Raw genomic sequence first — 21152 nt, 5'->3', positions numbered from 1 at the left:
ATGTTGCCTGCCGGGCTGATGCCTGGCGTTCAACAACAAACAAGTTGCCTTGTTTTGGTGGGCGATACTGGGATCGAACCAGTGACCTCTTCCGTGTCAGGGAAGCGCGCTACCGCTGCGCCAATCGCCCGTTACCGGGTCCTTCAAAAGGAGAGCGGACGACGAGATTCGAACTCGCGACATCCACCTTGGCAAGGTGGTGCTCTACCAGCTGAGCTACGTCCGCACATGTTGCTTGCCGGGCTGATGCCTGGCGTTCAACAACAAACAAGTTGCCTTGTTTTGGTGGGCGATACTGGGATCGAACCAGTGACCTCTTCCGTGTCAGGGAAGCGCGCTACCGCTGCGCCAATCGCCCATGCATCCAGCCAACAGCTGGAAGACATGGTTTTCACCGAGGTGGGTACGGGATTCGAACCCGTGTATACGGCTTTGCAGGCCGCTGCCTCGCCTCTCGGCCAACCCACCGTGTAAGCAGGATTCCGAGGAATTCTTGCCTTGACAGTGCCTTGCGAGCGGACGACGAGATTCGAACTCGCGACATCCACCTTGGCAAGGTGGTGCTCTACCAGCTGAGCTACGTCCGCAGTGTCGTTTCGGCGGGCAGCCCTGCAGGCATTCCGTCGCTTTCCGACGAGTAAAAACTCTATAGGAGGTTCTTGCAAACTCCAAATCGGTAGCTTGCTTTTGATCCTGAAGGTGGCTGGATCCTTGTATTTGCGCGGATTGCGGCAAGTTTCATGGCTGTAATTCCATGGATGTAGTTCGATCCTTCGTGGTAAGGGTCCGCGCGTTTTGCATTCCGGCCATGGTCCGTTAGTGTTTTCTTTGCACCCGGGCGATTGGCGCAGTGGTAGCGCGCTTCGTTCACACCGAAGAGGTCACTGGTTCGAACCCAGTATCGCCCACCACCGGGAACCCCGTTTGGACTGTCTGAGTCAGTCCGGGCGGGGTTTTCTTTTGTTGCAGGCTTGTTTGGCGGATTGCGGGTTTCTGCGTCACGAAGTACGTGGACGCGACACACATCAGCATGCGCGAACAAGAAGAGCCGGAATTGCCTCCGGCTGAGACCACGGCCATTGCGGAACCTGCCACACCCTTCCCGGACCTCGCGCTGACCGCCCCGATTCTCGCCGGCAAGCTCGCCAGACTGCCTCCTGAGCAACTGGCGTTGATCTTCCCGCGGATGAATTCTGTCGGCCCTCTATGACACAGTCTTTGTATGACTGCTCCACTGCTTGCCCACGCTACTGACTACGGCCGGATGTACGCCCGCTCCACTACTGAGCAATTTTCCGTACCGTCCATTACTACGGTGATCGGACAACAGGCGCACGCCTTGGACGGGTGGTTCAGTTACATGGGGGCGAGCAGCCTGGCCGCGGATCCTGAGCTTCCTTCGATTCTCGGAAGCCCGGCGAAAATCCGCCAGGCAATCAACAAGGCGTCCAAAGCCGCAGAGGTTTACCGGGATGCTGCGGCCGCACGCGGTGACCGCGTCCACACGTACTGCGAACAGGTAGCGTTGCGGGCGATGGGGCGGCCGCACCGGATGCAGGAATGCAGGGACGACCTCGCTGCCCATGGCGAACAGGCCTTTGCTGCCCGTTTTGACGAATGGTGGGAGCTCTACCGGGTGGAGCCCCTGGCGCCGGAGATCACTGTGTGGAACAAGACAGTGGGTTATGCCGGGACGTTGGACCTCGTTGCCCGGATCAACGGTCGCATCTGCCTGATTGACTACAAAACCAAGGGCACCACCAGGGACGGGACAGTCAAGGCCTTGGATGACAAAGTGGTCATGCAACTCGCGGCCGGGATGAAGGCCGAGGAAAGCCTGGTGGATCCTGTTGCAGGTGAATGGGAGCCATGGAAATACGGAGACAGCCCCATGCTGCTTGCGGTGGCCATTGGTGAGACTGAAGTCCGGCCACAGCGGGCCAACCCGGACATCCTCAAGCACCACTGGTGGAAGTTCTGCGCCCTGCGGCGGGTGTGGGAGATGTCAGCGGACGTTGTCGCTGCGGGGCAGCCACTGTTGCCTGTCGCTCCGCCGGTCTCCGCGTCAGCTGGCGCGACACCAACACCGGCCTTGTCCTCAACTAAACTGGCTTAGGCTCCGCAACAACCGGAACCTGGTTTGACGATCGTGAGGACTGACAGCAGATGGCAATTTTGAGTATCCGAATCATCGGGGACCCGGTGCTGCGCACCGTAGCTGACCCCGTCACCGATTTCGGTCCGGAGCTCGTCAAGCTGGTAGCTGACATGACGGAAACCATGGAAGACGTTGAGGGTGCAGGCCTTGCCGCGCCGCAGGTGGGCGTCAGCCAGCGTGTGTTCACCTATCGCATCGGGGGAGTGGAAGGTCACATCATTAACCCGGTCCTGGAAAACAGTGAGGACTTCCAGCCGGACGAGGTGGAGGGTTGCCTTTCCATTCCCGGCCTGGGCTTCCCCGTGCGTCGGCATCGGGCCACCCGGGCAACCGGTGTGGACCTGAACGGCAATCCGGTCTCGGTAGAGGCTGAAGGCATGCTCGCACGTTGCTTCCAACACGAGACAGATCACCTTGATGGCGTCCTGTACACGGACAGGCTGGAAGGCGATGACCGTAAGGCCGCCCTCCGCGCTATCCGGAACGCCAACTACCACGCGATTACCGAGCAAACCACGTCCCAGCGCGCCAATTCAGTCGGGTCGAGTTTTGGCGGCGGAAGCTTCGGGGCGCCCGAGTGAGGGTACTCTTCGCCGGAACACCGGCTGTGGCTGTGCCGTCTTTGGACGCGCTGACTAAGGCCGGCTTCGACGTCGTGGCCGTACTAACCCGGCCGGATGCGCCCGTGGGCCGCAAACGTGTCCTGACTCCTTCGCCTGTGGCTGCACGGGCGATGGAACTCGGTATCGAGGTCATTCGCGCGGCAAAGGTTGACGCCGATACGACGGCCAGAATCGCGGAGTTCGCTCCCGACGTCGCCGCCATTGTTGCCTACGGTGGCATCGTTCCCAAGGCTGCCTTGGGTGTCCCGAGGCACGGCTGGGTCAATCTGCACTTCTCCCTACTTCCGGCATGGCGCGGTGCTGCCCCCGTGCAGCGTTCCATCATCGCGGGCGACGACGTCACCGGGGCCGTTACTTTCCAGCTTGAAGAAGGGCTCGATACCGGGCCTGTATTCGGGACGCTGACTGAAGCAATTCGTCCTGAAGATACCGCGGGCGATCTCCTCGAGCGCCTGTCCATCAGCGGCGCGGTTCTGCTGAACCAGACCCTTTCCGCTATAGATGCGGGTCAGGCTGCTCCACAGCCTCAAAACGGGGAGATCTCCCTTGCCCCCAAACTGACTCTCGACGACGGACGCTTGGATTGGCAGCAGCCGGCCCTTGCTTTGAACCGCCGTGCGCGCGGAGTTACTCCTGAACCCGGAGCATGGACAACTTTGGAAGGCCAAAGGGTCAAACTTGAACCAGTAGCTTTGCGTCCCGAGGTCAAGGACCTTCCCCCGGGAAGCATCCGGGTGGAGGGCAAGTCGGTGCTGGTGGGTACAGGTTCCCATGCAGTGGAGCTTGGCCGGATCCAACCGGCTGGTAAGAAAATGATGTCGTCGGCCGATTGGGCCCGCGGCTTGGCAACACCCGAAAGAGTGGTATTCGAATGAGCGAGTCCGGCCGCCGAGGCCCCAACAACAGCGGGAGCCGGGACGGCGGCGGGGCGGGAAACCGAGACTCGCAGGGCAACCGTGGAGCCCGGGGTGAGAGCAAGCGCAATGCCCAGGGCCGGGAGCGAAACAGGGGACCGCAGAGGGGCTTCACCAATAACGCTCCGTCGCAGCGTACGCGCCGCGCAGATCCAGCCCGACTGGTGGCTTTTGAAGTGCTCCGCGCGGTTGCTTCCGAAGATGCCTACGCAAACCTTGTGCTTCCGGCGCGCATCCGGGAGCACCGCCTGGACCGTCGGGATGCCGGCTTTGCCACTGAATTGAGCTATGGGGCTTTGCGTGGGCAAGGTACCTACGATGCCATTCTTGCCCGTTGCGTGGACCGACCCTTGGAGCAACTGGATCCTGCAATCCTTGATGCCCTGCGGATCGGTGCGCACCAGCTGCTCTCCATGCGCGTTCCCGCTCATGCCGCGCTGGACCAGACCGTCGGCCTGGCACGCGCGGTTATCGGTGCCGGCCCGTCGGCCCTTATTAATGCGGTACTTCGCAAGGTCACTGCGCACAGCATGGCCGAGTGGCTTGAGATCCTGCTGGATGACGAATCCGATGAAACCAAGATCGCAGCCTTGCGCCATGCGCACCCTGAATGGATTGTCCGGGCACTTCGCCAATCGTTGGTGAACCATGGTCGGCCCAAAAACGAAATCGACGCCCTCCTGGAGGCAGATAACGCCGCCCCGGTGGTCAACTTGGTGGCCTTGCCAGGACTGGGGAACCTCGACGAGGCTTTCGATAATGGAGCCACCGCCGGTGAGTTGGTGGAGGATTCAGCACTCTCCGCTGGCGGTGACCTGGGCCGTTTCGAATCGGTCCGGCGGGGAACGACGCGTGTTCAGGACGTCGGATCACAGCTTGTGGCGCGTGCTTTGGCCGGAGTCGAGCTGGGGGAGCCGCCAGCAGAGGGTGAGCGATGGCTGGACTTGTGCGCCGGCCCCGGGGGTAAGGCGGCTCTTTTGGCTGCCCTGGCCTACCGCGACGGCGCAACTCTCCTGGCCAACGAGCCTGCACCACACCGGGCCAAACTTGTTCAGCAGGCGCTCTCGGCTGTTCCCAACGAGGCCTGGACAGTGCGGACCGGTGATGGTCGTGAAGTGGGTGCGGAGCAGCCCGGGACTTTTGACCGTGTCCTCGTCGACGTACCTTGCAGTGGTCTTGGGGCGCTGCGACGGCGGCCCGAATCGCGGTGGCGCCGCTCGCCCAAAGACATCGGAGATTTGGGCCCGCTGCAGCGTGATTTGCTGAAGTCCGCGCTTGACGCCGTCAGGCCTGGTGGCGTCGTAGCCTACGTGACGTGTTCGCCGCATCCAGCCGAAACCACGGCTGTTGTTACTGACGTCTTGGCCAAGCGCGGGGATCTTGAACTCCTCGACGCCGGACAGGCGTTGGATGATGTCAGCCTCACCGGTAGCCTCGGCGCTGGTCACGAGCTGACGGCCCAGTTGTGGCCGCACGTTCACCAGACGGATGCCATGTTCATGGCGATTATCCGCAAGAAGCCGTAGCTAGCAAGCCTTAGACCTTCACCGAGCTTTCGACTATCACCCATTAGAGGGGGCTGCCTTGTCTCAGTGCTGTATCAACCCGAGCATTCTTTCAGCGGATTTCGTCAACCTTGAGGCGGAACTCCAACGGATCAGCAATGCGGATGCCGTCCACGTGGACGTCATGGACAATCACTTCGTGCCCAACCTGACGCTTGGACTGCCAGTGGTGCAGAGAATTCAAGCGGTCAGCCCTGTTCCGCTGGATGCGCATTTGATGATTTCCGACGCCGACCGCTGGGCACCTGCCTACGCGGATGCAGGTGTTGCTTCAGTGACATTCCATGCCGAAGCTGCCATGGCGCCGGTCAAGCTCGCCCGCGAATTACGGGCCCGTGGATCCAAGGCAGGTATGGCCCTGCGCCCGGCCACGCCCGTGGAGCCCTACTTGGACATGCTGAGCGAGCTGGACATGCTGCTGATCATGACGGTGGAGCCCGGATTCGGGGGGCAGTCATTCCTGGATATCACCTTGCCCAAGATCCGTCGTGCCCGGGCGGCAATCGAAGGTTCGGGCATCGGCGTCGCCATCCAGGTGGATGGCGGCATTACTGAGGAGACCATTGTTCGGGCTGCCGAGGCAGGGGCCAACGTATTCGTTGCGGGCTCGGCAGTTTATGGGCATCAGGACCCTGCAGAAGCGATCGACCGACTCCGCGCTGCGGGCCAGGCTGCTTCCGCGACGAAAGCCTGACGACCGTCACCACATGTTACGAAGATGGCCCGGGAATAGCCCGGACATCTTGGCAGTTGTGGCAGAATAACAACACACATACGTGCTCCGGGGTCGGTGTAAGTCCGAACCGGCGGTTATAGTCCGCGACCCGCGAGCCATTGAATTCCCAAGAAGTTGGGCATCCGGTGGCGGACGGTTGAACTGGTGAAATTCCGGTACCGACAGTTAAAGTCTGGATGGGAGAAGCACGTACAGTCATGCCTTGGGCGTTCCTTTTGCGAACGCCCGGCAGTGCGCTGTCGTACACCCCCGGAGTCATCGCGGCTTACTGGGAAGGAACGGCATGGACTTTCTGCGATGGCTCTTCGAAGCACAGATCCCCGTTGGAGGATCTGCTCTTGTCTTACGCGAAGTGCTTGGAAACATCTTTGGGCTCCTCAGCGCCCTCGGCGGTATGCGCCGCAAAGTCTGGGCTTGGCCAATCGGCATCGTCGGTAACATCCTCCTGCTCACGGTCTTCCTGGGCAACGTCTTCGGCGCAGCAGCGCCTGCCACCTTGTGGGGACAGGCCGCACGCCAAATCATGTTCATCGCCGTCGCCATCTATGGCTGGTACCGGTGGCAGCAGGGCCGGCAATCAAGCACCCAAGGGCGCGCCATCGTCCCCGGCTGGGCCAGCAACAAGGTCCGCATCGCCCTGATTGGTGCGATGGTGGCGGGCACGGCAGCTCTGACGCCCGTGTTTGACGCCTTAGGCTCCTACCCGCCGGTTTGGGCCGACGCTTGGACGTTTATGGGATCCTTGCTGGCAACATACGGTATGGCCCGCGGCTGGACCGAGTTTTGGCTGATCTGGGTGGCCGTTGACATTGTGGGCGTGCCGCTGCTGTTCAGCGCGGGTTACTACGCCAGCGCAGTCATGTATCTGTTCTATGGCTTCTTCACCCTCACCGGGTTCTTCGTATGGTGGCGGGCAGAAAAGCGTGAACGTGCCGACCACAACGCGAGCCCGGCAGCGGTTGCCGTATCAGCGGGTGCTGCCCAGTGAACTTTGCCAACACGACTTACACCCCTGCAGAAAGTACGGCCATGGAGACCGCTTTGTCGGTGGCCTTGGCAGGTCCCCGGGGAGCCAATCCGTTGGTCGGGGCCGTTATCCTCAGTCCTGAGGGCGAGCAGCTGGCAACGGGTTACCACCGAGGGGCCGGAACGGCCCATGCTGAAGCTGACGCGATTTCCGAAGCCCGCAGGAAAGACATCGACATCGTGGGAGCCACCATGGTGGTCACGTTGGAGCCCTGCAACCATGTGGGTCGCACCGGACCTTGCGCCCAAGCCATCATGGCCGCGGGAATCGCGAAGGTGATCTACGCCGTCGATGATCCCCATGACCCCGCCGCGGGCGGTGCGCGTACGCTCTCGGCCGCCGGTGTTGAGGTCAGCTCCGGGCTGGAAGGCGAAAAGGCGCTGGACCTGAACCGTGACTGGTTCGACGCCGTTGCAGCCAAGCGTCCGTTCGTCACCCTGCATATCGCCCAGACCCTGGACAGCCGCATCGCCGCGGTGGATGGCACCAGTCAGTGGATCTCCTGCCCGGAGTCGCTGGCCGACAACCACGGACTGCGCGGACTCATCGACGCGATTCTGGTGGGCACCGGAACCGTGCTGATCGACAACCCGCGGCTCACGGCCCGCACCCCGGACGGCGAACTTTCACCTCATCAGCCAATACGAGCCGTCATGGGCCTGCGGGACGTCCCCGAAGACGCTGCAGTCCGCGGAACTGATGGGCGTTTCGTTCACCTGCCCACACGGGATCCGGCAGAAGCCCTGGGCATGCTGTTCGAACAGGGGGTCCGCCACCTCATGGTGGAAGGCGGCTCATCCATTTTGAGTACGTTCCTCGCAGCAGACCTGGTGGACGAACTGATCGTCTACTTGGCCCCGACGCTGCTGGGATCCGGAACTCCTGCCCTGAACGACCTCGGTATCACCACGCTGGCGGACGCCCAGCACTGGTCTTGGGACGAAGCCGGTGGCGGCGCTGTGCGCATCCTCGGCAATGACCTTCGGCTCCACCTGCGGTCCCCACGAGGGGCTGCCAGCACAATTAAGAATTCGGTTCCGCAGAAGACTTTGGCTTCACACAGTGAAGCTGCGGAATATGTCACAGGAGGACACTGATGTTTACGGGAATCGTTGCTGAGCAAGGCACCGTGCTGGGCATTGAGCATGATGGCGATGCCAGCGCAACACTGCGGCTGAAAGCACCCACCACCGCCGAGGGATTGCCCCTGGGTGGTTCCATTGCGGTCAACGGGGTGTGCCTGACGGCCACTCGGATCGACGGTCAGGACTTCACTGTGGATGTCATGGGGGAGACCCTGGTCCGGACCACCATCGGCGAGTTGGCAGAAGGAGATGCCGTGAACCTTGAGCGTTGCGTTCCGGCTGGCGGACGCCTGGATGGCCACGTTGTCCAGGGCCATGTGGACGGTGTGGGTGAACTGCTGGAACGCGAACCGCTGGGAAACTGGGACCGGCTGCGGTTTGGAGTGCCGGCCCCGCTGGCACGGTACATTGCAGAAAAAGGTTCGATCGCCGTCGACGGTGTCTCCCTGACCGTGACAGCGGTCAGTCCAGCTGCCGAAGCGGCACCGTGGTTTGAAGTGGGACTGATCCCCACCACGCTGGAAGAAACAGGGTTGGGGGCCAAAACGGTGGGAGGCCGCGTGAACCTTGAGGTTGACGTGCTGGCCAAGTACACCGAACGCCTGCTGTCCTTCGCGCCCGTCCAGGGAGGTGCACGATGAGCGCCCCCGCCAAGACAACTCCCGCCGGCACGCATCGTACCGGGCTTGATCCTGTTGAGTCAGCTATCGCTGCGATGGCGGCGGGCAAAGCCGTGATCGTGGTGGACAACGAAGACCGGGAGAACGAAGGCGACATCATCTTCGCCGCCCAACACGCCAGTCCCGCCCTCATGGGTTGGACCATCCGGTATTCATCCGGCGTCATCTGTGTTCCGTTGGACGGAGAACGTGCGGACGCCCTCATTCTGCCGCCCATGGTGGAGATCAACGAGGACGCCAAAGGAACCGCGTATACCGTTTCCTGCGACGCCGCGATCGGGGTCAGTACCGGAATTTCAGCCACGGACCGCGCATTGACGGCCCGGATTCTGGCAGATCCGAGCAGCACGCCAGCGTCGATCACCCGCCCCGGGCATATTTTCCCGTTGCGGGCAGTTAACGGGGGAGTGCGTGAACGTCCAGGTCACACGGAAGCTGCCGTGGACCTGTGTCGTCTTGCCGGGCTGGCTCCGGTGGGTGTGATCGCAGAGTTGGTACATGACGACGGTGAAATGATGCGGCTGGACAGCCTGCGCGACTTTGCCGCTGAACATGGGTGCCCCCTCATCTCCATCGAGGACCTGGTGTCATATGTTGAGGCGGTAGAGTCCCAGACGGCACATGTTTCACAGGAGGACGAGGAGAAGCGATGACCGCATCGACCACACGCAGCAGTGACCACACCGGCCCCGGGCCGCACCCCGTCAGCGGTGGGCCGATTGTGCAGTTACCTACGGCTTTTGGTGATTTCGTAGCACAGGCGTGGACTGACCTTGAGACCGGGCATGAGCACCTTGCCGTGAGTTCCCCCAACCCGCCCACAGGTGGCCGTGCCCCCTTGGTGCGGCTGCATTCCGAGTGCCTGACCGGCGACGTGTTCGGTTCCTACCGCTGCGATTGCGGAGAGCAGCTGGCTTTTGCCTTGGAGCTCATCCACGCAGAAGGCGGTACCTTGCTCTACCTGCGTGGCCAGGAGGGGCGCGGCATCGGGCTGGCCAACAAGATCAAGGCTTACGCGCTGCAGGAAGCCGGTTTCGATACCGTAGAGGCCAACGAACAGCTGGGCCTGCCGGTGGATGCGCGTTCCTACACCGCCGCGGGACAGATCCTGGCGGAGATGGGACTCCATGAGGTCAGGTTGCTGAGCAACAACCCTGACAAGCAAAACCGCCTTGCCCAAGCTGGTGTAAGGGTTGTGGAAATGGTTCCTACCGAGGTTCCTTCCCGCGAGCAAAACCTTCGCTACCTGCAGACCAAGAAGGACCGGATGGACCACCGGCTGGCGCTCGAAGTAGAGCCGGTCAGCAATGGCAAGACACCGGCAGCCCACCCTTTTGACAACCAAGACTGAACGGATTCATCACGAATATGAGCGGCCACGGCGCACCCACTATTGACCTCACCACCCTCAACCCCGAGGAAACCTCCCAGTTGAAGCTCGCCATTGTGGCGGCAAGCTGGCACACCCAGATCATGGATGGACTGGTTGACGGCGCCCTGCGGGCAGCCAAGGAAGCCGGCATCGCCGAACCCACGTTGCTGCGGGTTCCGGGCAGCTTCGAGCTTCCGGTTGCCGCCGCCAGGCTCGCGCCGCACTTTGACGCCGTCGTAGCACTTGGCGTGGTTATCCGCGGTGGAACGCCGCACTTCGATTACGTCTGCCAAGCCGCGACGTCGGGACTCACCGACGTCAGTGTCCGCACCGGCGTGCCGGTCGGCTTCGGCGTCCTCACGTGTGACACCGAGCAACAGGGCATCGACCGTGCAGGCCTTCCCGGTTCCAAGGAGGACAAGGGCCACGAAGCAGTGACCGCTGCCTTGGCCACGGCTGTGACACTCAAGCAGTTCAGCTAGAAGCATTGGCCCGAAGGGGATGTGGGTGTGTCTTCACTCACATCCCCTTCGTCATGCAACGCCCCAACAAGCGGTGGTCGCCCCCGAGCAAGTAGTCTGGAGGGCGTGAAGAATTTCGAGACGCTGTTCGCAGAACTGAGTGAGAAAGCAGCGACCCGCCCGGCAGGCTCGCGCACGGTTGCCGAACTGGACTCCGGAATCCACGGCATCGGCAAAAAGGTGGTCGAAGAGGCCGCCGAAGTCTGGATGGCCGCGGAGTACGAATCGGACGAAGCCGCTGCTGAGGAAATCTCCCAGTTGCTCTACCACCTGCAGGTCCTCATGCTCGCCAAGGGCCTCAGCCTGGAGGACGTTTACAAGCATCTCTAGCCACGCCACTCCGCCTGCCTGTTGCGGAGCCCTTTGCGTGGCCAAGGTGCCTGAAAACCTCCATTCCAAAAAGAAAGTCTCCCAATGCTCCGTGTAGCAGTCCCCAACAAGGGATCCCTGTCCGAAGCCGCCTCGGCAATGTTGTCCGAGGCTGGTTACCGCCAGCGCCGCGACACCCGCGAACTGGTCATGGTTGATCCCGACAATGACATTGAGTTCTTCTTCCTGCGTCCCCGCGACATCGCGGTCTACGTAGGCCAGGGAACCCTGGACGTCGGCATCACTGGCCGCGACCTCTTGCTTGACGCCAAGGTGGAAGCCGAAGAACTGCTTCCCCTCGGCTTCGCCCCGTCCACGTTCCGGTTCGCCGGCCCCGTAGGTGACTTCAGCGGCGTCGAGCAGCTTGAAGGCAAGCGACTCGCCACCAGCTACGACGGACTGCTGCGCGACTACCTCGCCGAGCGCGGCGTCAACGCCAAGGTGGTCCGCTTGGATGGAGCCGTGGAATCTTCGGTGCGTCTCGGGGTGGCGGATGCGATCGCGGACGTCGTTGAAACAGGCAACACCCTCAAGGCTGCCGGCATGGAGATCTTTGGCGATCCGATCCTGAAATCCGAGGCCGTGTTGATTCGACGTTCCGGTTCGGGCGGCGCTGCCAATGGAACAGCCAAGGAAATCGACATCCTCATCCGTCGCCTGCAGGGCGTCCTTGTGGCACGCCAGTACGTGCTGATGGATTACGACATCCGCAAAGACCTGGTGGAAGACGCAGCAGCGCTGACGCCGGGACTTGAGTCGCCCACCGTTTCGCCGCTTCGCGATTCCGAGTGGGTTGCCGTGCGGTCCATGGTTCCCAAGAAGGAAACCAACCGCATCATGGACGAACTTTACGACCTCGGCGCACGCGCCATCCTGGTCAGCAGCATCCACGCCTGCCGTATTTGACCCGCGTATCGCTTAGCCGGGCATCGAACAGCCCGGCCGCGTAACAACAGCAGAGCACAAAGAACTGAGGAGCAGCACATGGCTGTAGCCGTACGCGTCATACCCTGCCTGGATGTCGACGCCGGCCGCGTCGTCAAGGGCGTCAACTTTGAAGGACTTCGCGACGCCGGTGACCCGGTGGAACTCGCCCACCGATACGATAATGGCGGGGCCGACGAACTCACTTTCCTGGACGTCACTGCATCATCCGGCAACCGCGAAACCACGTTCGACGTCGTCCGCCGCACTGCGGAGGAAGTCTTCATTCCCCTGACCGTGGGCGGAGGCGTCCGTGGAGTTGCCGAGGTAGACAAACTCCTGCGCTTTGGTGCGGACAAGGCGTCCATCAACACCGCCGCCGTTGCCCGGCCCGACGTCATTGACGAAATCACTCGCCACTTCGGCTCGCAAGTGCTGGTGCTCTCCGTGGATGCGCGCCGTACCCGAGAAGGCGACGAACCGACGTCGTCCGGTTTCGAAGTGACCACCCACGGTGGCCGCACCGGTACCGGAATCGACGCCGTTGCCTGGGCCAAGGAAGCAGCCGACCGGGGTGTGGGGGAAATCCTGCTCAACTCGATCGACGCAGACGGCACCAAAGATGGCTTCGATCTCGAATTGATTCGCCTGGTCCGCGCCGCGGTGAATATCCCCATCATTGCTTCGGGCGGGGCAGGAGTTCCTGCGCATTTCCCGCCTGCGGTGGAGGCGGGCGCTGACGCCGTCCTTGCGGCGTCCGTGTTCCACTTTGGCCCGGACGACATGATTGCCCGGGTTAAGACCGCGATTCGCGACGCCGGGTTCGAAGTCCGCTAGTTTTCAGGCGTAGACAGCAATGGAGAGTCACCTTGAAGGTGACTCTCCATTGCTGGTTTAAGACTATGGGTGGTTAGAGGCCGATATCTGCGGACTGCAGGAGCGCGACGGCGTCCGGCTGGCCTTCGAAAGTGACGAGGGCCTGGCTGGTGCGGCCATGCGCGTGCATAAGCAGTTCGCCGGGCTCGCCAACTATCGCCACGGACACGGGCGCGCGTTTGGCCACGTGGCGGGGGCCGGTGGGGCGTACGAGCACGATGCCCAGGTCAACGCCGCGGTACAGGAACGCGGCACGCTTGATCAGTTCGTCCCAAAGGGCGTCCGAATAGGCTTCGTCCAGCGCCCGGGGCGCCCAGCGGTCACCGGCGCGACGAATGTCCTCGGTGTGCACGAAGTACTCAATGAGGTTTGACGTCTCGTCCAGCGCCTTGATCTTCAACGGGGAAAGAGCCGGCGGTCCTGCACGGAACGTCTTGATGAGGTCCGCGTAGGCGTCCGAACTCTTCAGCTTGGCAGCGAGTTTGGAGGTGGCTTTTTCGGATGCCTTGCCCAGGCTGGGGATCAGGAGCCCCAGACCCACGGCGATCTTCCGTTCGCGCAGGTACAAGTGCGCGGCAAGATCCCGGGTCAACCACCCTTCGCAGAGCGTGGGGGAGTCAGGCCCGGCCGCCAGCAGGGTTTCGGCCAGTACTTCTCGGGAGGGATCGACGAAATGCATCACTTGTGAAACTAGCACGATCGGAGCACTCTTGCGCAGTGGAACCGCCGCAGAATCCGGCTCCCGCCGAAGGCACTAGACTTGATCTGATGTCAGAGCAGTCCGCCCCCAGCCCAACTCCTGCCGCGGAGCTTTCCAGCGACCCCGCGAGCCCCTTGCCGCAGGAGATCGCCAGCGCCCTCAAAAGGGACCCTTCCGGCCTCGTCGCGGCCATCGTGCAGCAGCACGACACCAACGAGGTCCTCATGCTCGGCTGGATGGATGACGAGGCACTCAACCGCACCATGACGTCCGGCAGGGTCACGTTCTACTCCCGCTCCCGCCAGGAGTACTGGCGCAAGGGCGACACCTCCGGACACGTACAGTTCGTGAAGTCTGTCGCCCTTGACTGCGACGGCGATGCCCTCCTGATCCGCGTGGATCAGATTGGCGCCGCCTGCCACACCGGAACCCGGACCTGTTTTGATGGTCGCGACTTCACTGTCGTTACGGGCCACCGCGAATAAGGCACCCACACTTTCCACTGACGCACCACCTCAGACAATAAGGCGGAGAACATAGCCATGCAGGACCTTGGAATCATCAGCCCGGGCCTGGAAGAGTTCCGCGAACTCGCCGTCCACAGCCGTGTCATCCCTGTCCGACTCAAGGTTTTGGCTGACGCCGAGACCCCCATCGGCCTGTACCGGAAACTTGCCAAGGGGCAGCCGGGTACCTTCCTCCTGGAATCTGCAGCGGTTGGCGGCGCTTGGTCACGCTATTCCTTCATTGGCTCCAAGTCTCGTGCGACGCTGACCACCAAGGACGGGGAAGCCCGCTGGATCGGTGAGCCGCCCGTTGGCGTGCCGGTTTCAGGCAACCCGGTGGAAGCTGTTCGCGACACCATTGCCGCGCTGCAGACTGACCGCTTCGACGGCCTGCCGCCGTTCACCTCCGGCTTGGTTGGCTTCCTTGGTTGGGAAGCCGTGCGTCACTGGGAGCGGCTGACGTCCCCGCCCGAGGATGACCTCCAGCTGCCGGAGATGGCACTGAACCTGGTCACCGACATGGCGGTGCACGACAATGTGGACGGCACTGTCCTCCTCATCGCCAATGCCATCAACTTTGATGACAGTTCCGAGCGTGTGGATGACGCCTGGCACGACGCCGTAGCCCGGGTGAAGGGGTTGCTTGACCAGATCAGCACTCCTGTTGCCCAGCCGGTTTCCGTCTTGGAAACTGCGGCCCTGGACTTCGCCTCCAGCGTGCAGGAACGCTGGGATGAAGCCAAGTATTTGGAGGCCATTGATCGCGGCAAGGAAGCCATTGTTGACGGTGAGGTTTTCCAGGTAGTGATTTCCCGGCGCTTCGAAATGGAGTGCGCCGCGGACCCGCTGGATGTCTACCGTGTCCTGCGCAATACCAATCCCAGCCCTTACATGTATCTCTTCAGCCTGGAGGATGCAGACGGTCGCGAGTACTCGATCGTTGGTTCGTCACCGGAAGCCTTGGTGACCGTGACGGGCGAGGAAGTCATCACGCACCCCATCGCCGGTTCCCGCCCCCGGGGCAAGACGGTTGAGGCCGATAAGGCCCTGGCGACAGAACTGTTGGCCGATCAGAAAGAGCGCGCCGAGCACCTGATGCTGGTTGATCTTTCGCGCAACGACCTCTCCAAGGTGTGTGTGGCCGGAACGGTTGACGTCACTCAGTTCATGGAAGTGGAGCGGTTCAGCCACATCATGCACCTCGTGTCCACTGTGGTCGGCGAGCTCGCTCCCCACGCCAAGGCCTACGACGTCCTCAAGGCGACGTTCCCGGCGGGCACTTTGTCCGGGGCGCCCAAGCCCCGCGCGCTAAGGCTGCTTGACGAACTCGAACCCCACCGGCGCGGTATCTACGGTGGCGTGGTTGGCTACTTGGACTTTGCCGGCGATATGGATATGGCCATTGCCATTCGGTCCGCCCTTCTCCGTGAAGGCCGCGCCTACGTGCAGGCCGGCGGTGGCATCGTGGCTGATTCCCACAAGCCCTCCGAAGCGTTGGAGACGGTGAACAAGGCCGCGGCACCGTTACGGGCCGTGCATACGGCCGGGTCGCTGCAGAACATCGCCGCGGACACGCTGGGGAACGCGGAAGAATCCGACGACGGGACCCCCACCTCATGAGCACCGCAGCATCAGCGCCTTCCGTGAGGCAGTCGCCGCGGTGGGCGCGGAAATCCACGGTGGTTCTTGCCACCACCATCCTTGCATTGGCCGTTTTTGGGGCCACGACGCAAACCTGGATCGAGGTGCGCCTGGACCCCACCGGTGCTTCGAACAGCGACCTCCACGTCCAAGGAAGCAAGGCGGCCACAGCGGTCACTGCGTTGGCCGTCGTAGCCTTGGCCGGCGGCCTGGCTGCTTCCATTGCCGGAAAAATTGCCCGCTGGATCATCGCTGTCCTCATCGCCTTGTCTGCTGCCGGGATCATCCTCGCCGCAGTCACCGTGATACTGGATCCTCTCGGTGCCGCACAAGGATCAATCGCTGCAGCCACGGGAGTTTCGGGCGGGCAAGCCGACGCAGTAATCACGGCCTTCCCGGTCCTTGCCATCGTTGCCGGTTCCCTTCTGGCAGTGTGCGCCATTGCCCTGCCGCTGGCCGGTCGCTACTGGACCTCGCGGACCAAGTACGACGCCGGGGCGCGCGGCAAGAAGAGCGCCAACGAACAGGTGGACGAGATCGACAGTTGGGACAGCCTTTCGCGCGGCGAAGACCCGACGTAGGCACTCACAGCAGACTTTTACGCGGGTCAGGCGCAACAAAGCCGACACTGGCTGTGCTGACGTCAGGCGATGTCCCGGCCGTCGTCAATAAATGGCAGAATGTAAGCAGTATTCATCCTGAGGAGATTTCACATGAGCAAAACCACAGTGTCCAACAACCAAGCGGAATCCACCATGGCCAGCCACGCTGACGCCATCGGTCACGGAAACAGCCCGGCTGCCTGGACGTGCGTACTTGTGATGCTGGTCGGTGCCCTGATTTCCTCCATCGCGTTCGTCATCGCCAGCACCCCGATCTTCGTCGGCGGACTGGTTGTCATGGTTATCGGCCTGATCGTGGGCTTCGTCATGCGTAAGGCAGGCTACGGAGTTGGCGGCAGCAAGCTGCAGAACAACGGCCACTAATCGTGACCGTACTTGATGACATTATTGTTGGAGTCAAGGAGGACATGGAGGCCCGCCGCGGCCTACTGTCCCTCGCGGAGCTGAAGGAGCGCGCCGCAAACGCTGCTCCCGCTCGTGATGCCTGGGCGGCCCTTGGTGGCCCGTCATCCATCCGCAACGACCTCAAAGTCATCGCTGAAATCAAGCGCCGCAGCCCCTCCAAGGGTGACCTGGCCTCCATCGCCGATCCTGCGTCGCTCGCTGTGCAGTATTCCGACGGCGGGGCTTCCGTCATCAGCGTCCTTACCGAGCAGCGCCGGTTCGGCGGTTCGCTGGCGGACCTCGATGCGGTGCGCGCCGCCGTCGAAACGCCGCTGTTGCGTAAGGACTTCACCGTTGACGAGTACCAGATCTGGGAAGCCCGTGCCCACGGAGCCGACCTCATCCTGCTCATCGTCGCGGCATTGTCCGACTCGGAGCTTGCCGACTTCAGTGCGCTGAGCCACGAGCTCGGGATGAACGTGCTGGTGGAAACGCACACCGAGGAAGAGATCGAGCGCGCAGTTGCGGCGCAGGCCAAAATCATCGGCATCAATGTCCGCAACCTCAAAACGCTCGACGTCGATCGCTCCGTTTTCGGTTCGTTGGCCGGTTTGATTCCGGCTGAGTCCGTCATCGTGGCGGAATCCGGCGTCAGGGGTCCCGAGGACGTCGCGCATTATGCCTCGGCTGGTGCCAACGCCATCCTGGTGGGGGAGGCGCTGGTCAGCGACTCCACGCCGCGCGAACGCATCACTGAATTCAAGGCAGCTGGAGCTGCCGCCATCGCCGTCAGGAACTGAGGCAGTAACTGAATCACGGCGAATAGTTGCAAGGCAGCCCGGGCAGAAGCCTGCGGCTGCCTTGTGGCACGTGGAACTACCCAATGAACTAACTGGAACAGGACGGTGAGACTGATGGTCGACGCGCCAACAGCCGGCTCAGAAGAGAATGCGGCGGACGCATTCCTCCAAGGCGGCCCTTCGCTGCGGAACGCATCGGGGCCCTACTTTGGCAGCTATGGCGGACGCTGGATGCCCGAGTCGCTCATCGCCGCCCTGGACGAAGTCCAGGACACTTTTGAAAAGGCCAAAGCTGATCCCGATTTCATCGCGCAGCTGAAGGACCTCAACAAGAACTACTCCGGCAGGCCTTCCCTGCTGACCGAAGCCAAGCGCTTCTCGGAGCACGCCGGAGGAGCACGTATTTTCCTCAAGCGCGAGGACCTCAACCACACTGGCTCCCACAAAATCAACAACGTGCTGGGCCAAGCACTCCTGGCGAAGCGCATGGGCAAGACCCGCGTTATTGCCGAGACCGGTGCCGGTCAGCACGGCGTGGCAAGTGCCACGGCCGCAGCCTTGCTGGGCCTCGAGTGCGTGGTGTACATGGGTGCTGAGGATTGCCGCCGGCAGGCCTTGAACGTGGCCCGCATGCAGCTGCTCGGCGCCACGGTGGTTCCGGTGACCAATGGTTCCCAGACGCTCAAGGACGCCATCAACGATGCCCTCCGGGATTGGGTTTCCAACGTGGAGCACACCCACTACCTTCTGGGCACTGCAGCTGGTGCGCACCCGTTCCCTGCGATGGTCCGCTACTTCCACGAAGTCATTGGTGAAGAAGCACGCAGCCAGATCCTGGAGCAAACGGGCAGGCTTCCCGACGCTATCGCTGCGTGTATCGGTGGTGGCTCGAACGCGATCGGTTTGTTCCACGCCTTCCTCGATGACGCTTCCGTGAAGATTTACGGCTTCGAAGCCGGCGGCGAAGGTGTAGAGACGGGCCGCCACGCTGCAGCCATCTCCCTGGGCCGTCCAGGCGTACTCCACGGTGCCCGTTCGTACCTCATGCAGGACGAAGACGGCCAGACCATCGAATCCCACTCCATTTCGGCCGGCTTGGATTACCCGAGTGTCGGACCGGAGCACTCGTACTTGGCCGACATCGGGCGTGTGACCTACGAGGCCGTGACCGACACCGAGGCCATGGATGCGTTCAGCCTGCTGTGCCGGACCGAAGGCATCATCCCCGCCATTGAGTCCTCTCACGCCCTGGCCGGTGCCATCAAGATCGGCAAGCGGCTCACCGAAGGCAAGGACACGCCGTCGGACGTGACAGTGATCGTCAACCTGTCCGGACGTGGGGACAAGGACGTGGAAACTGCCGCTGCCTGGTTCAACATGTTGGATGAGGAAGGGCACGTCAAGGGCACCACGTTGTCCACGCGCAAGCCCAAGGGGCCCACCGAGCGCACGTCCGAAGCAGCCGTGGATGTCAACGAGGACCAGAACTGATGACTGAAGAATTCGCCAGCAAATCCGCCGTCGCCATTGATCGCGCCAAAGCAGAAGGGCGCGCCGCCCTGGTGGGCTACCTTCCCGCGGGCTACCCCACGGTCCAGGAGAGCATTGAGGCCGGCATAGCCCTGGCCCGCAACGGTGCTGACTTGATCGAAATCGGAATCCCGTACTCCGATCCCGTGATGGACGGACCGGTCATTCAGGCCGCCACCACAGAAGCGATCTCCAATGGCTTCCGCGTTGCCCACGTCTTTGACGTGGTTGCCGGCATTACGGCAGCTACCGATGCGGCAGTTCTGGTCATGACGTACTGGAACCCCGTGATGCGCATGGGCGTAGACGAGTTCGCCCGAAGGCTGGCCGAAGCCGGGGGAGCAGGACTCATCACGCCCGACCTGGTACCCGACGAGGCCCATGAATGGTTCGAAGCCTCGGACAAGTACGGTTTGGACCGGGTGTTCCTTGTGGCACCCTCGTCCACTCCGGAACGACTGGACATGACGGTCAAGGCAAGCCGTGGATTCGTTTACGCCGTCTCCATCATGGGTGTTACCGGAACACGCACCTCCGTCAGCAGCAGTGCTGAAGATGTGGTTGCCCGTGCCCATGCGGCCGGAGCCGAACGCGTCTGCGTCGGCTTGGGCGTCTCCAACCCGGATCACGTCCGCGAAATCGCCGCCTACGCGGACGGCGTGATCGTGGGCACCGCTTTGGTGGCGGCGCTCCGCGATGGCGGCGTGGACGCCGTCGGACAGCTCACCAAGAACCTCAGCGCCGGCTTGGGCCGCGCAGCTGCAGAAGCCTAGGAAAAGGAAACAGCGAAGCGAATGCAGACCGTCCTCCACGCTGCGGCAATGGTCCCCTTGAGTATCCCGAGCCCGTCGTGGTCCGGTTTCGACATTCCGCTGCCGTGGGGGACGTTGCGCATCCACGCTTACGCCCTCTGCATCTTGGCGGGCATCATCGTTGGCTTGTGGCTGACGTCCACCCGTTGGAAGCGCCGTGGAACCCCGGAGGGCAGCCTATGGGACATCGCCATCTGGGCTATTCCCTTCGGCATCATCGGCGGCCGCCTCTACCACGTGTTCTCTTCGCCGGACGCGTACTTCGGCCCGGGTTTTGATGGCACGGGGGACCTTTCCCTGATACCTCAGATCCAGCGCGGCGGTTTGGGCATTTGGGGTGCCGTGATCCTTGGTGCGGTAGGTGCCTGGATCGGCTGCCGGCGGGCGGGCGTCAAATTGACCGCTTTCCTCGACGCCGCTGCTCCTGGCTTGTTGCTGGCACAGGCCATTGGCCGCTTGGGTAACTGGTTCAACCAGGAACTCTTCGGTGCGCCCACCACCTTGCCCTGGGGACTCGGAATCGATCCCGCCAATGCGAATTTCCCGCCGGATATGGCTGCCGGTACGCTCTTCCACCCGACGTTCCTTTACGAAATGTTGTGGAACCTCGTTGGGGTGGCCATCCTGCTGCTCCTGGACAAAAAGTTCAACTTCCGTTGGGGCCGGCTCTTCTGGCTGTACGCCGTGTACTACACCTTGGGCCGTGTGTGGATTGAAGCGCTGCGCATTGATGATGCTGAACAAATCAGCCTCTTCGGCATCACTACCAGGCTCAATGTCTGGACCAGCATCTTCGTCTTTATTGCAGCGCTGGCCATCTTCTTTATCCTTGGCAGGCGGGGCCGTCCGGTACCGGACACCCCTTATTTGCCGGGCCGGGAGCCGGAGAAGAAGGCGGAAAAAGAGCCCGCAGCGGTGACCAGCGTCACCAGTCAAGATGTGGACGCATCTGTCTCAGATACTGGTTCGCGTGGTAATCTCCCAGATAACCAAAGCGATCCGGGCCACGTTGACGAGCCGCAGGAATCAGCAGGGGACAGGGATAAGGACAGGACGTCCGGCACCGGTTCCACATCTGCTGCTACTGCCGCAAGGAAGGCCCCCGGATCCACGCCGAAGGCAGACGACACCAAGTAGTCGCGTTCGGTAAAGGGGCAACAGAGTCACCGCTCGTAGGGCCCAGTCCACAGCGTCGTGGCACCCCGGAAACCGGATCGCAGCATACCGATGTTCACTGGTCAAGCCGGGGCCAGAGGTCTGCGTAACTGTTCGTTGCGCTGGATCGGCTGGCCTACAATTCCAATTA

24 protein-coding genes, 6 tRNA genes and 1 riboswitch are annotated in these 21152 nt (G+C 62.2%); of the genes, 24 read left to right on the top strand and 6 right to left on the bottom strand.

Going from position 1 to position 21152, the window contains the following annotated elements; translation table 11 throughout:
* Positions 1 to 55: 55 nt before the first annotated feature.
* The 5 genes from M1D89_RS14355 to M1D89_RS14335 form a co-directional block, all read right to left on the bottom strand.
* Positions 56 to 130 (bottom strand) — tRNA-Val (locus tag M1D89_RS14355).
* Positions 131 to 153: 23 nt separating this feature from the next.
* Positions 154 to 226, bottom strand: a tRNA-Gly gene (locus M1D89_RS14350).
* A 57-nt stretch (positions 227 to 283) separates the two neighbouring features.
* Positions 284 to 358, bottom strand: a tRNA-Val gene (locus M1D89_RS14345).
* A 39-nt stretch (positions 359 to 397) separates the two neighbouring features.
* Positions 398 to 468 (bottom strand) — tRNA-Cys (locus M1D89_RS14340).
* Positions 469 to 514: 46 nt separating this feature from the next.
* Positions 515 to 587: transfer RNA gene (locus tag M1D89_RS14335), tRNA-Gly, on the bottom strand.
* Between the two features lie 249 nt (positions 588 to 836).
* Here M1D89_RS14335 and M1D89_RS14330 point away from each other — a divergent pair.
* The 16 genes from M1D89_RS14330 (at position 837) to hisF (ending at position 12811) form a co-directional block, all read left to right on the top strand.
* Positions 837 to 911: transfer RNA gene (locus M1D89_RS14330), tRNA-Val, on the top strand.
* A gap of 119 nt (positions 912 to 1030) precedes the next feature.
* Positions 1031 to 1210 (top strand): hypothetical protein, encoded by a 180-nt coding sequence (locus M1D89_RS14325; protein ID WP_498644447.1) that lies wholly within the window; start codon positions 1031 to 1033, stop codon positions 1208 to 1210.
* A 12-nt stretch (positions 1211 to 1222) separates the two neighbouring features.
* Positions 1223 to 2116, top strand: coding sequence for a cytochrome (locus M1D89_RS14320; protein ID WP_498644445.1), 894 nt, complete (start codon positions 1223 to 1225; stop codon positions 2114 to 2116).
* Positions 2117 to 2166: 50 nt separating this feature from the next.
* The gene (gene def / locus M1D89_RS14315; RefSeq protein WP_498644443.1) at positions 2167 to 2739 is read left to right on the top strand and encodes a peptide deformylase; all 573 of its coding nucleotides are present in this window, start codon (positions 2167 to 2169) and stop codon (positions 2737 to 2739) included.
* On the top strand, positions 2736 to 3656 hold the full coding sequence (fmt, locus tag M1D89_RS14310; protein ID WP_498644441.1) for a methionyl-tRNA formyltransferase: 921 nt from the start codon (positions 2736 to 2738) through the stop codon (positions 3654 to 3656). Before def ends, fmt begins: the two co-directional genes overlap by 4 nt.
* Positions 3653 to 5221: an RsmB/NOP family class I SAM-dependent RNA methyltransferase gene (locus M1D89_RS14305; protein ID WP_498644439.1), complete on the top strand. Its 1569-nt coding sequence runs from the start codon at positions 3653 to 3655 to the stop codon at positions 5219 to 5221. Before fmt ends, M1D89_RS14305 begins: the two co-directional genes overlap by 4 nt.
* 58 nt (positions 5222 to 5279) lie before the next feature.
* Complete coding sequence (gene rpe / locus M1D89_RS14300) at positions 5280 to 5954, top strand: ribulose-phosphate 3-epimerase (protein WP_475033466.1); 675 nt, start codon at positions 5280 to 5282, stop codon at positions 5952 to 5954.
* A 78-nt stretch (positions 5955 to 6032) separates the two neighbouring features.
* Positions 6033 to 6189, top strand: a riboswitch (FMN riboswitch).
* Between the two features lie 90 nt (positions 6190 to 6279).
* Positions 6280 to 6984, top strand: a complete 705-nt coding sequence (gene pnuC / locus M1D89_RS14295) for a nicotinamide riboside transporter PnuC (RefSeq protein ID WP_498644436.1) — start codon at positions 6280 to 6282, stop codon at positions 6982 to 6984.
* A gap of 41 nt (positions 6985 to 7025) precedes the next feature.
* Entirely contained in the window at positions 7026 to 8120 is a 1095-nt protein-coding gene (gene ribD, locus M1D89_RS14290; RefSeq protein ID WP_498644434.1) for a bifunctional diaminohydroxyphosphoribosylaminopyrimidine deaminase/5-amino-6-(5-phosphoribosylamino)uracil reductase RibD, read from the top strand.
* On the top strand, positions 8120 to 8749 hold the full coding sequence (locus M1D89_RS14285) for a riboflavin synthase (RefSeq protein WP_498644432.1): 630 nt from the start codon (positions 8120 to 8122) through the stop codon (positions 8747 to 8749). The genes ribD and M1D89_RS14285 overlap by 1 nt, the downstream gene beginning before the upstream one ends.
* A complete protein-coding gene (gene ribB / locus M1D89_RS14280; protein ID WP_498644430.1) occupies positions 8746 to 9441 on the top strand; it encodes a 3,4-dihydroxy-2-butanone-4-phosphate synthase in 696 nt (231 codons plus the stop codon). The genes M1D89_RS14285 and ribB overlap by 4 nt, the downstream gene beginning before the upstream one ends.
* Positions 9438 to 10139, top strand: coding sequence for a GTP cyclohydrolase II (ribA, locus tag M1D89_RS14275; protein WP_498644428.1), 702 nt, complete (start codon positions 9438 to 9440; stop codon positions 10137 to 10139). Before ribB ends, ribA begins: the two co-directional genes overlap by 4 nt.
* A gap of 17 nt (positions 10140 to 10156) precedes the next feature.
* A complete protein-coding gene (gene ribH / locus M1D89_RS14270; protein WP_014921429.1) occupies positions 10157 to 10642 on the top strand; it encodes a 6,7-dimethyl-8-ribityllumazine synthase in 486 nt (161 codons plus the stop codon).
* A gap of 105 nt (positions 10643 to 10747) precedes the next feature.
* Positions 10748 to 11011 carry a phosphoribosyl-ATP diphosphatase gene (locus M1D89_RS14265; protein ID WP_018778638.1) on the top strand — a complete coding sequence of 88 codons (264 nt, stop codon included), beginning with the start codon at positions 10748 to 10750 and terminating at the stop codon, positions 11009 to 11011.
* Between the two features lie 84 nt (positions 11012 to 11095).
* Positions 11096 to 11956 (top strand): ATP phosphoribosyltransferase, encoded by an 861-nt coding sequence (gene hisG, locus M1D89_RS14260; protein WP_498644425.1) that lies wholly within the window; start codon positions 11096 to 11098, stop codon positions 11954 to 11956.
* A gap of 78 nt (positions 11957 to 12034) precedes the next feature.
* Positions 12035 to 12811, top strand: a complete 777-nt coding sequence (gene hisF / locus M1D89_RS14255) for an imidazole glycerol phosphate synthase subunit HisF (protein WP_498644423.1) — start codon at positions 12035 to 12037, stop codon at positions 12809 to 12811.
* Positions 12812 to 12884: 73 nt separating this feature from the next.
* On the opposite strand, the gene M1D89_RS14250 is transcribed toward hisF, so the two are convergent.
* Complete coding sequence (locus M1D89_RS14250; RefSeq protein ID WP_402937575.1) at positions 12885 to 13529, bottom strand: TIGR03085 family metal-binding protein; 645 nt, start codon at positions 13527 to 13529, stop codon at positions 12885 to 12887.
* A gap of 89 nt (positions 13530 to 13618) precedes the next feature.
* On the opposite strand from M1D89_RS14250, the gene hisI reads away from it, so the two are divergent.
* From hisI to lgt, 8 genes are all read left to right on the top strand, one after another.
* Entirely contained in the window at positions 13619 to 14035 is a 417-nt protein-coding gene (gene hisI / locus M1D89_RS14245; RefSeq protein WP_498644421.1) for a phosphoribosyl-AMP cyclohydrolase, read from the top strand.
* 57 nt (positions 14036 to 14092) lie between these two features.
* Positions 14093 to 15676, top strand: a complete 1584-nt coding sequence (locus M1D89_RS14240; protein WP_498644419.1) for an anthranilate synthase component I — start codon at positions 14093 to 14095, stop codon at positions 15674 to 15676.
* The gene (locus M1D89_RS14235; RefSeq protein WP_498644417.1) at positions 15673 to 16278 is read left to right on the top strand and encodes a Trp biosynthesis-associated membrane protein; all 606 of its coding nucleotides are present in this window, start codon (positions 15673 to 15675) and stop codon (positions 16276 to 16278) included. Before M1D89_RS14240 ends, M1D89_RS14235 begins: the two co-directional genes overlap by 4 nt.
* Before the next feature lie 132 nt (positions 16279 to 16410).
* On the top strand, positions 16411 to 16683 hold the full coding sequence (locus tag M1D89_RS14230) for an HGxxPAAW family protein (RefSeq protein WP_011774532.1): 273 nt from the start codon (positions 16411 to 16413) through the stop codon (positions 16681 to 16683).
* Between the two features lie 2 nt (positions 16684 to 16685).
* Positions 16686 to 17504, top strand: a complete 819-nt coding sequence (trpC, locus tag M1D89_RS14225; RefSeq protein WP_498644415.1) for an indole-3-glycerol phosphate synthase TrpC — start codon at positions 16686 to 16688, stop codon at positions 17502 to 17504.
* Positions 17505 to 17618: 114 nt separating this feature from the next.
* Positions 17619 to 18995 carry a tryptophan synthase subunit beta gene (gene trpB / locus M1D89_RS14220; protein WP_498644413.1) on the top strand — a complete coding sequence of 459 codons (1377 nt, stop codon included), beginning with the start codon at positions 17619 to 17621 and terminating at the stop codon, positions 18993 to 18995.
* Positions 18995 to 19807 (top strand): tryptophan synthase subunit alpha, encoded by an 813-nt coding sequence (gene trpA, locus M1D89_RS14215; protein WP_498644411.1) that lies wholly within the window; start codon positions 18995 to 18997, stop codon positions 19805 to 19807. The genes trpB and trpA overlap by 1 nt, the downstream gene beginning before the upstream one ends.
* A 21-nt stretch (positions 19808 to 19828) precedes the next feature.
* The gene (gene lgt, locus M1D89_RS14210) at positions 19829 to 20983 is read left to right on the top strand and encodes a prolipoprotein diacylglyceryl transferase (RefSeq protein ID WP_498644409.1); all 1155 of its coding nucleotides are present in this window, start codon (positions 19829 to 19831) and stop codon (positions 20981 to 20983) included.
* The last annotated feature ends 169 nt before the right edge of the window (positions 20984 to 21152 follow it).

This window comes from Arthrobacter sp. D3-18 (genome assembly GCF_054408525.1).
The sequence above is the reverse complement of the archived record's forward strand: the minus strand, read 5'-3'. Positions and strand labels throughout refer to the sequence as shown.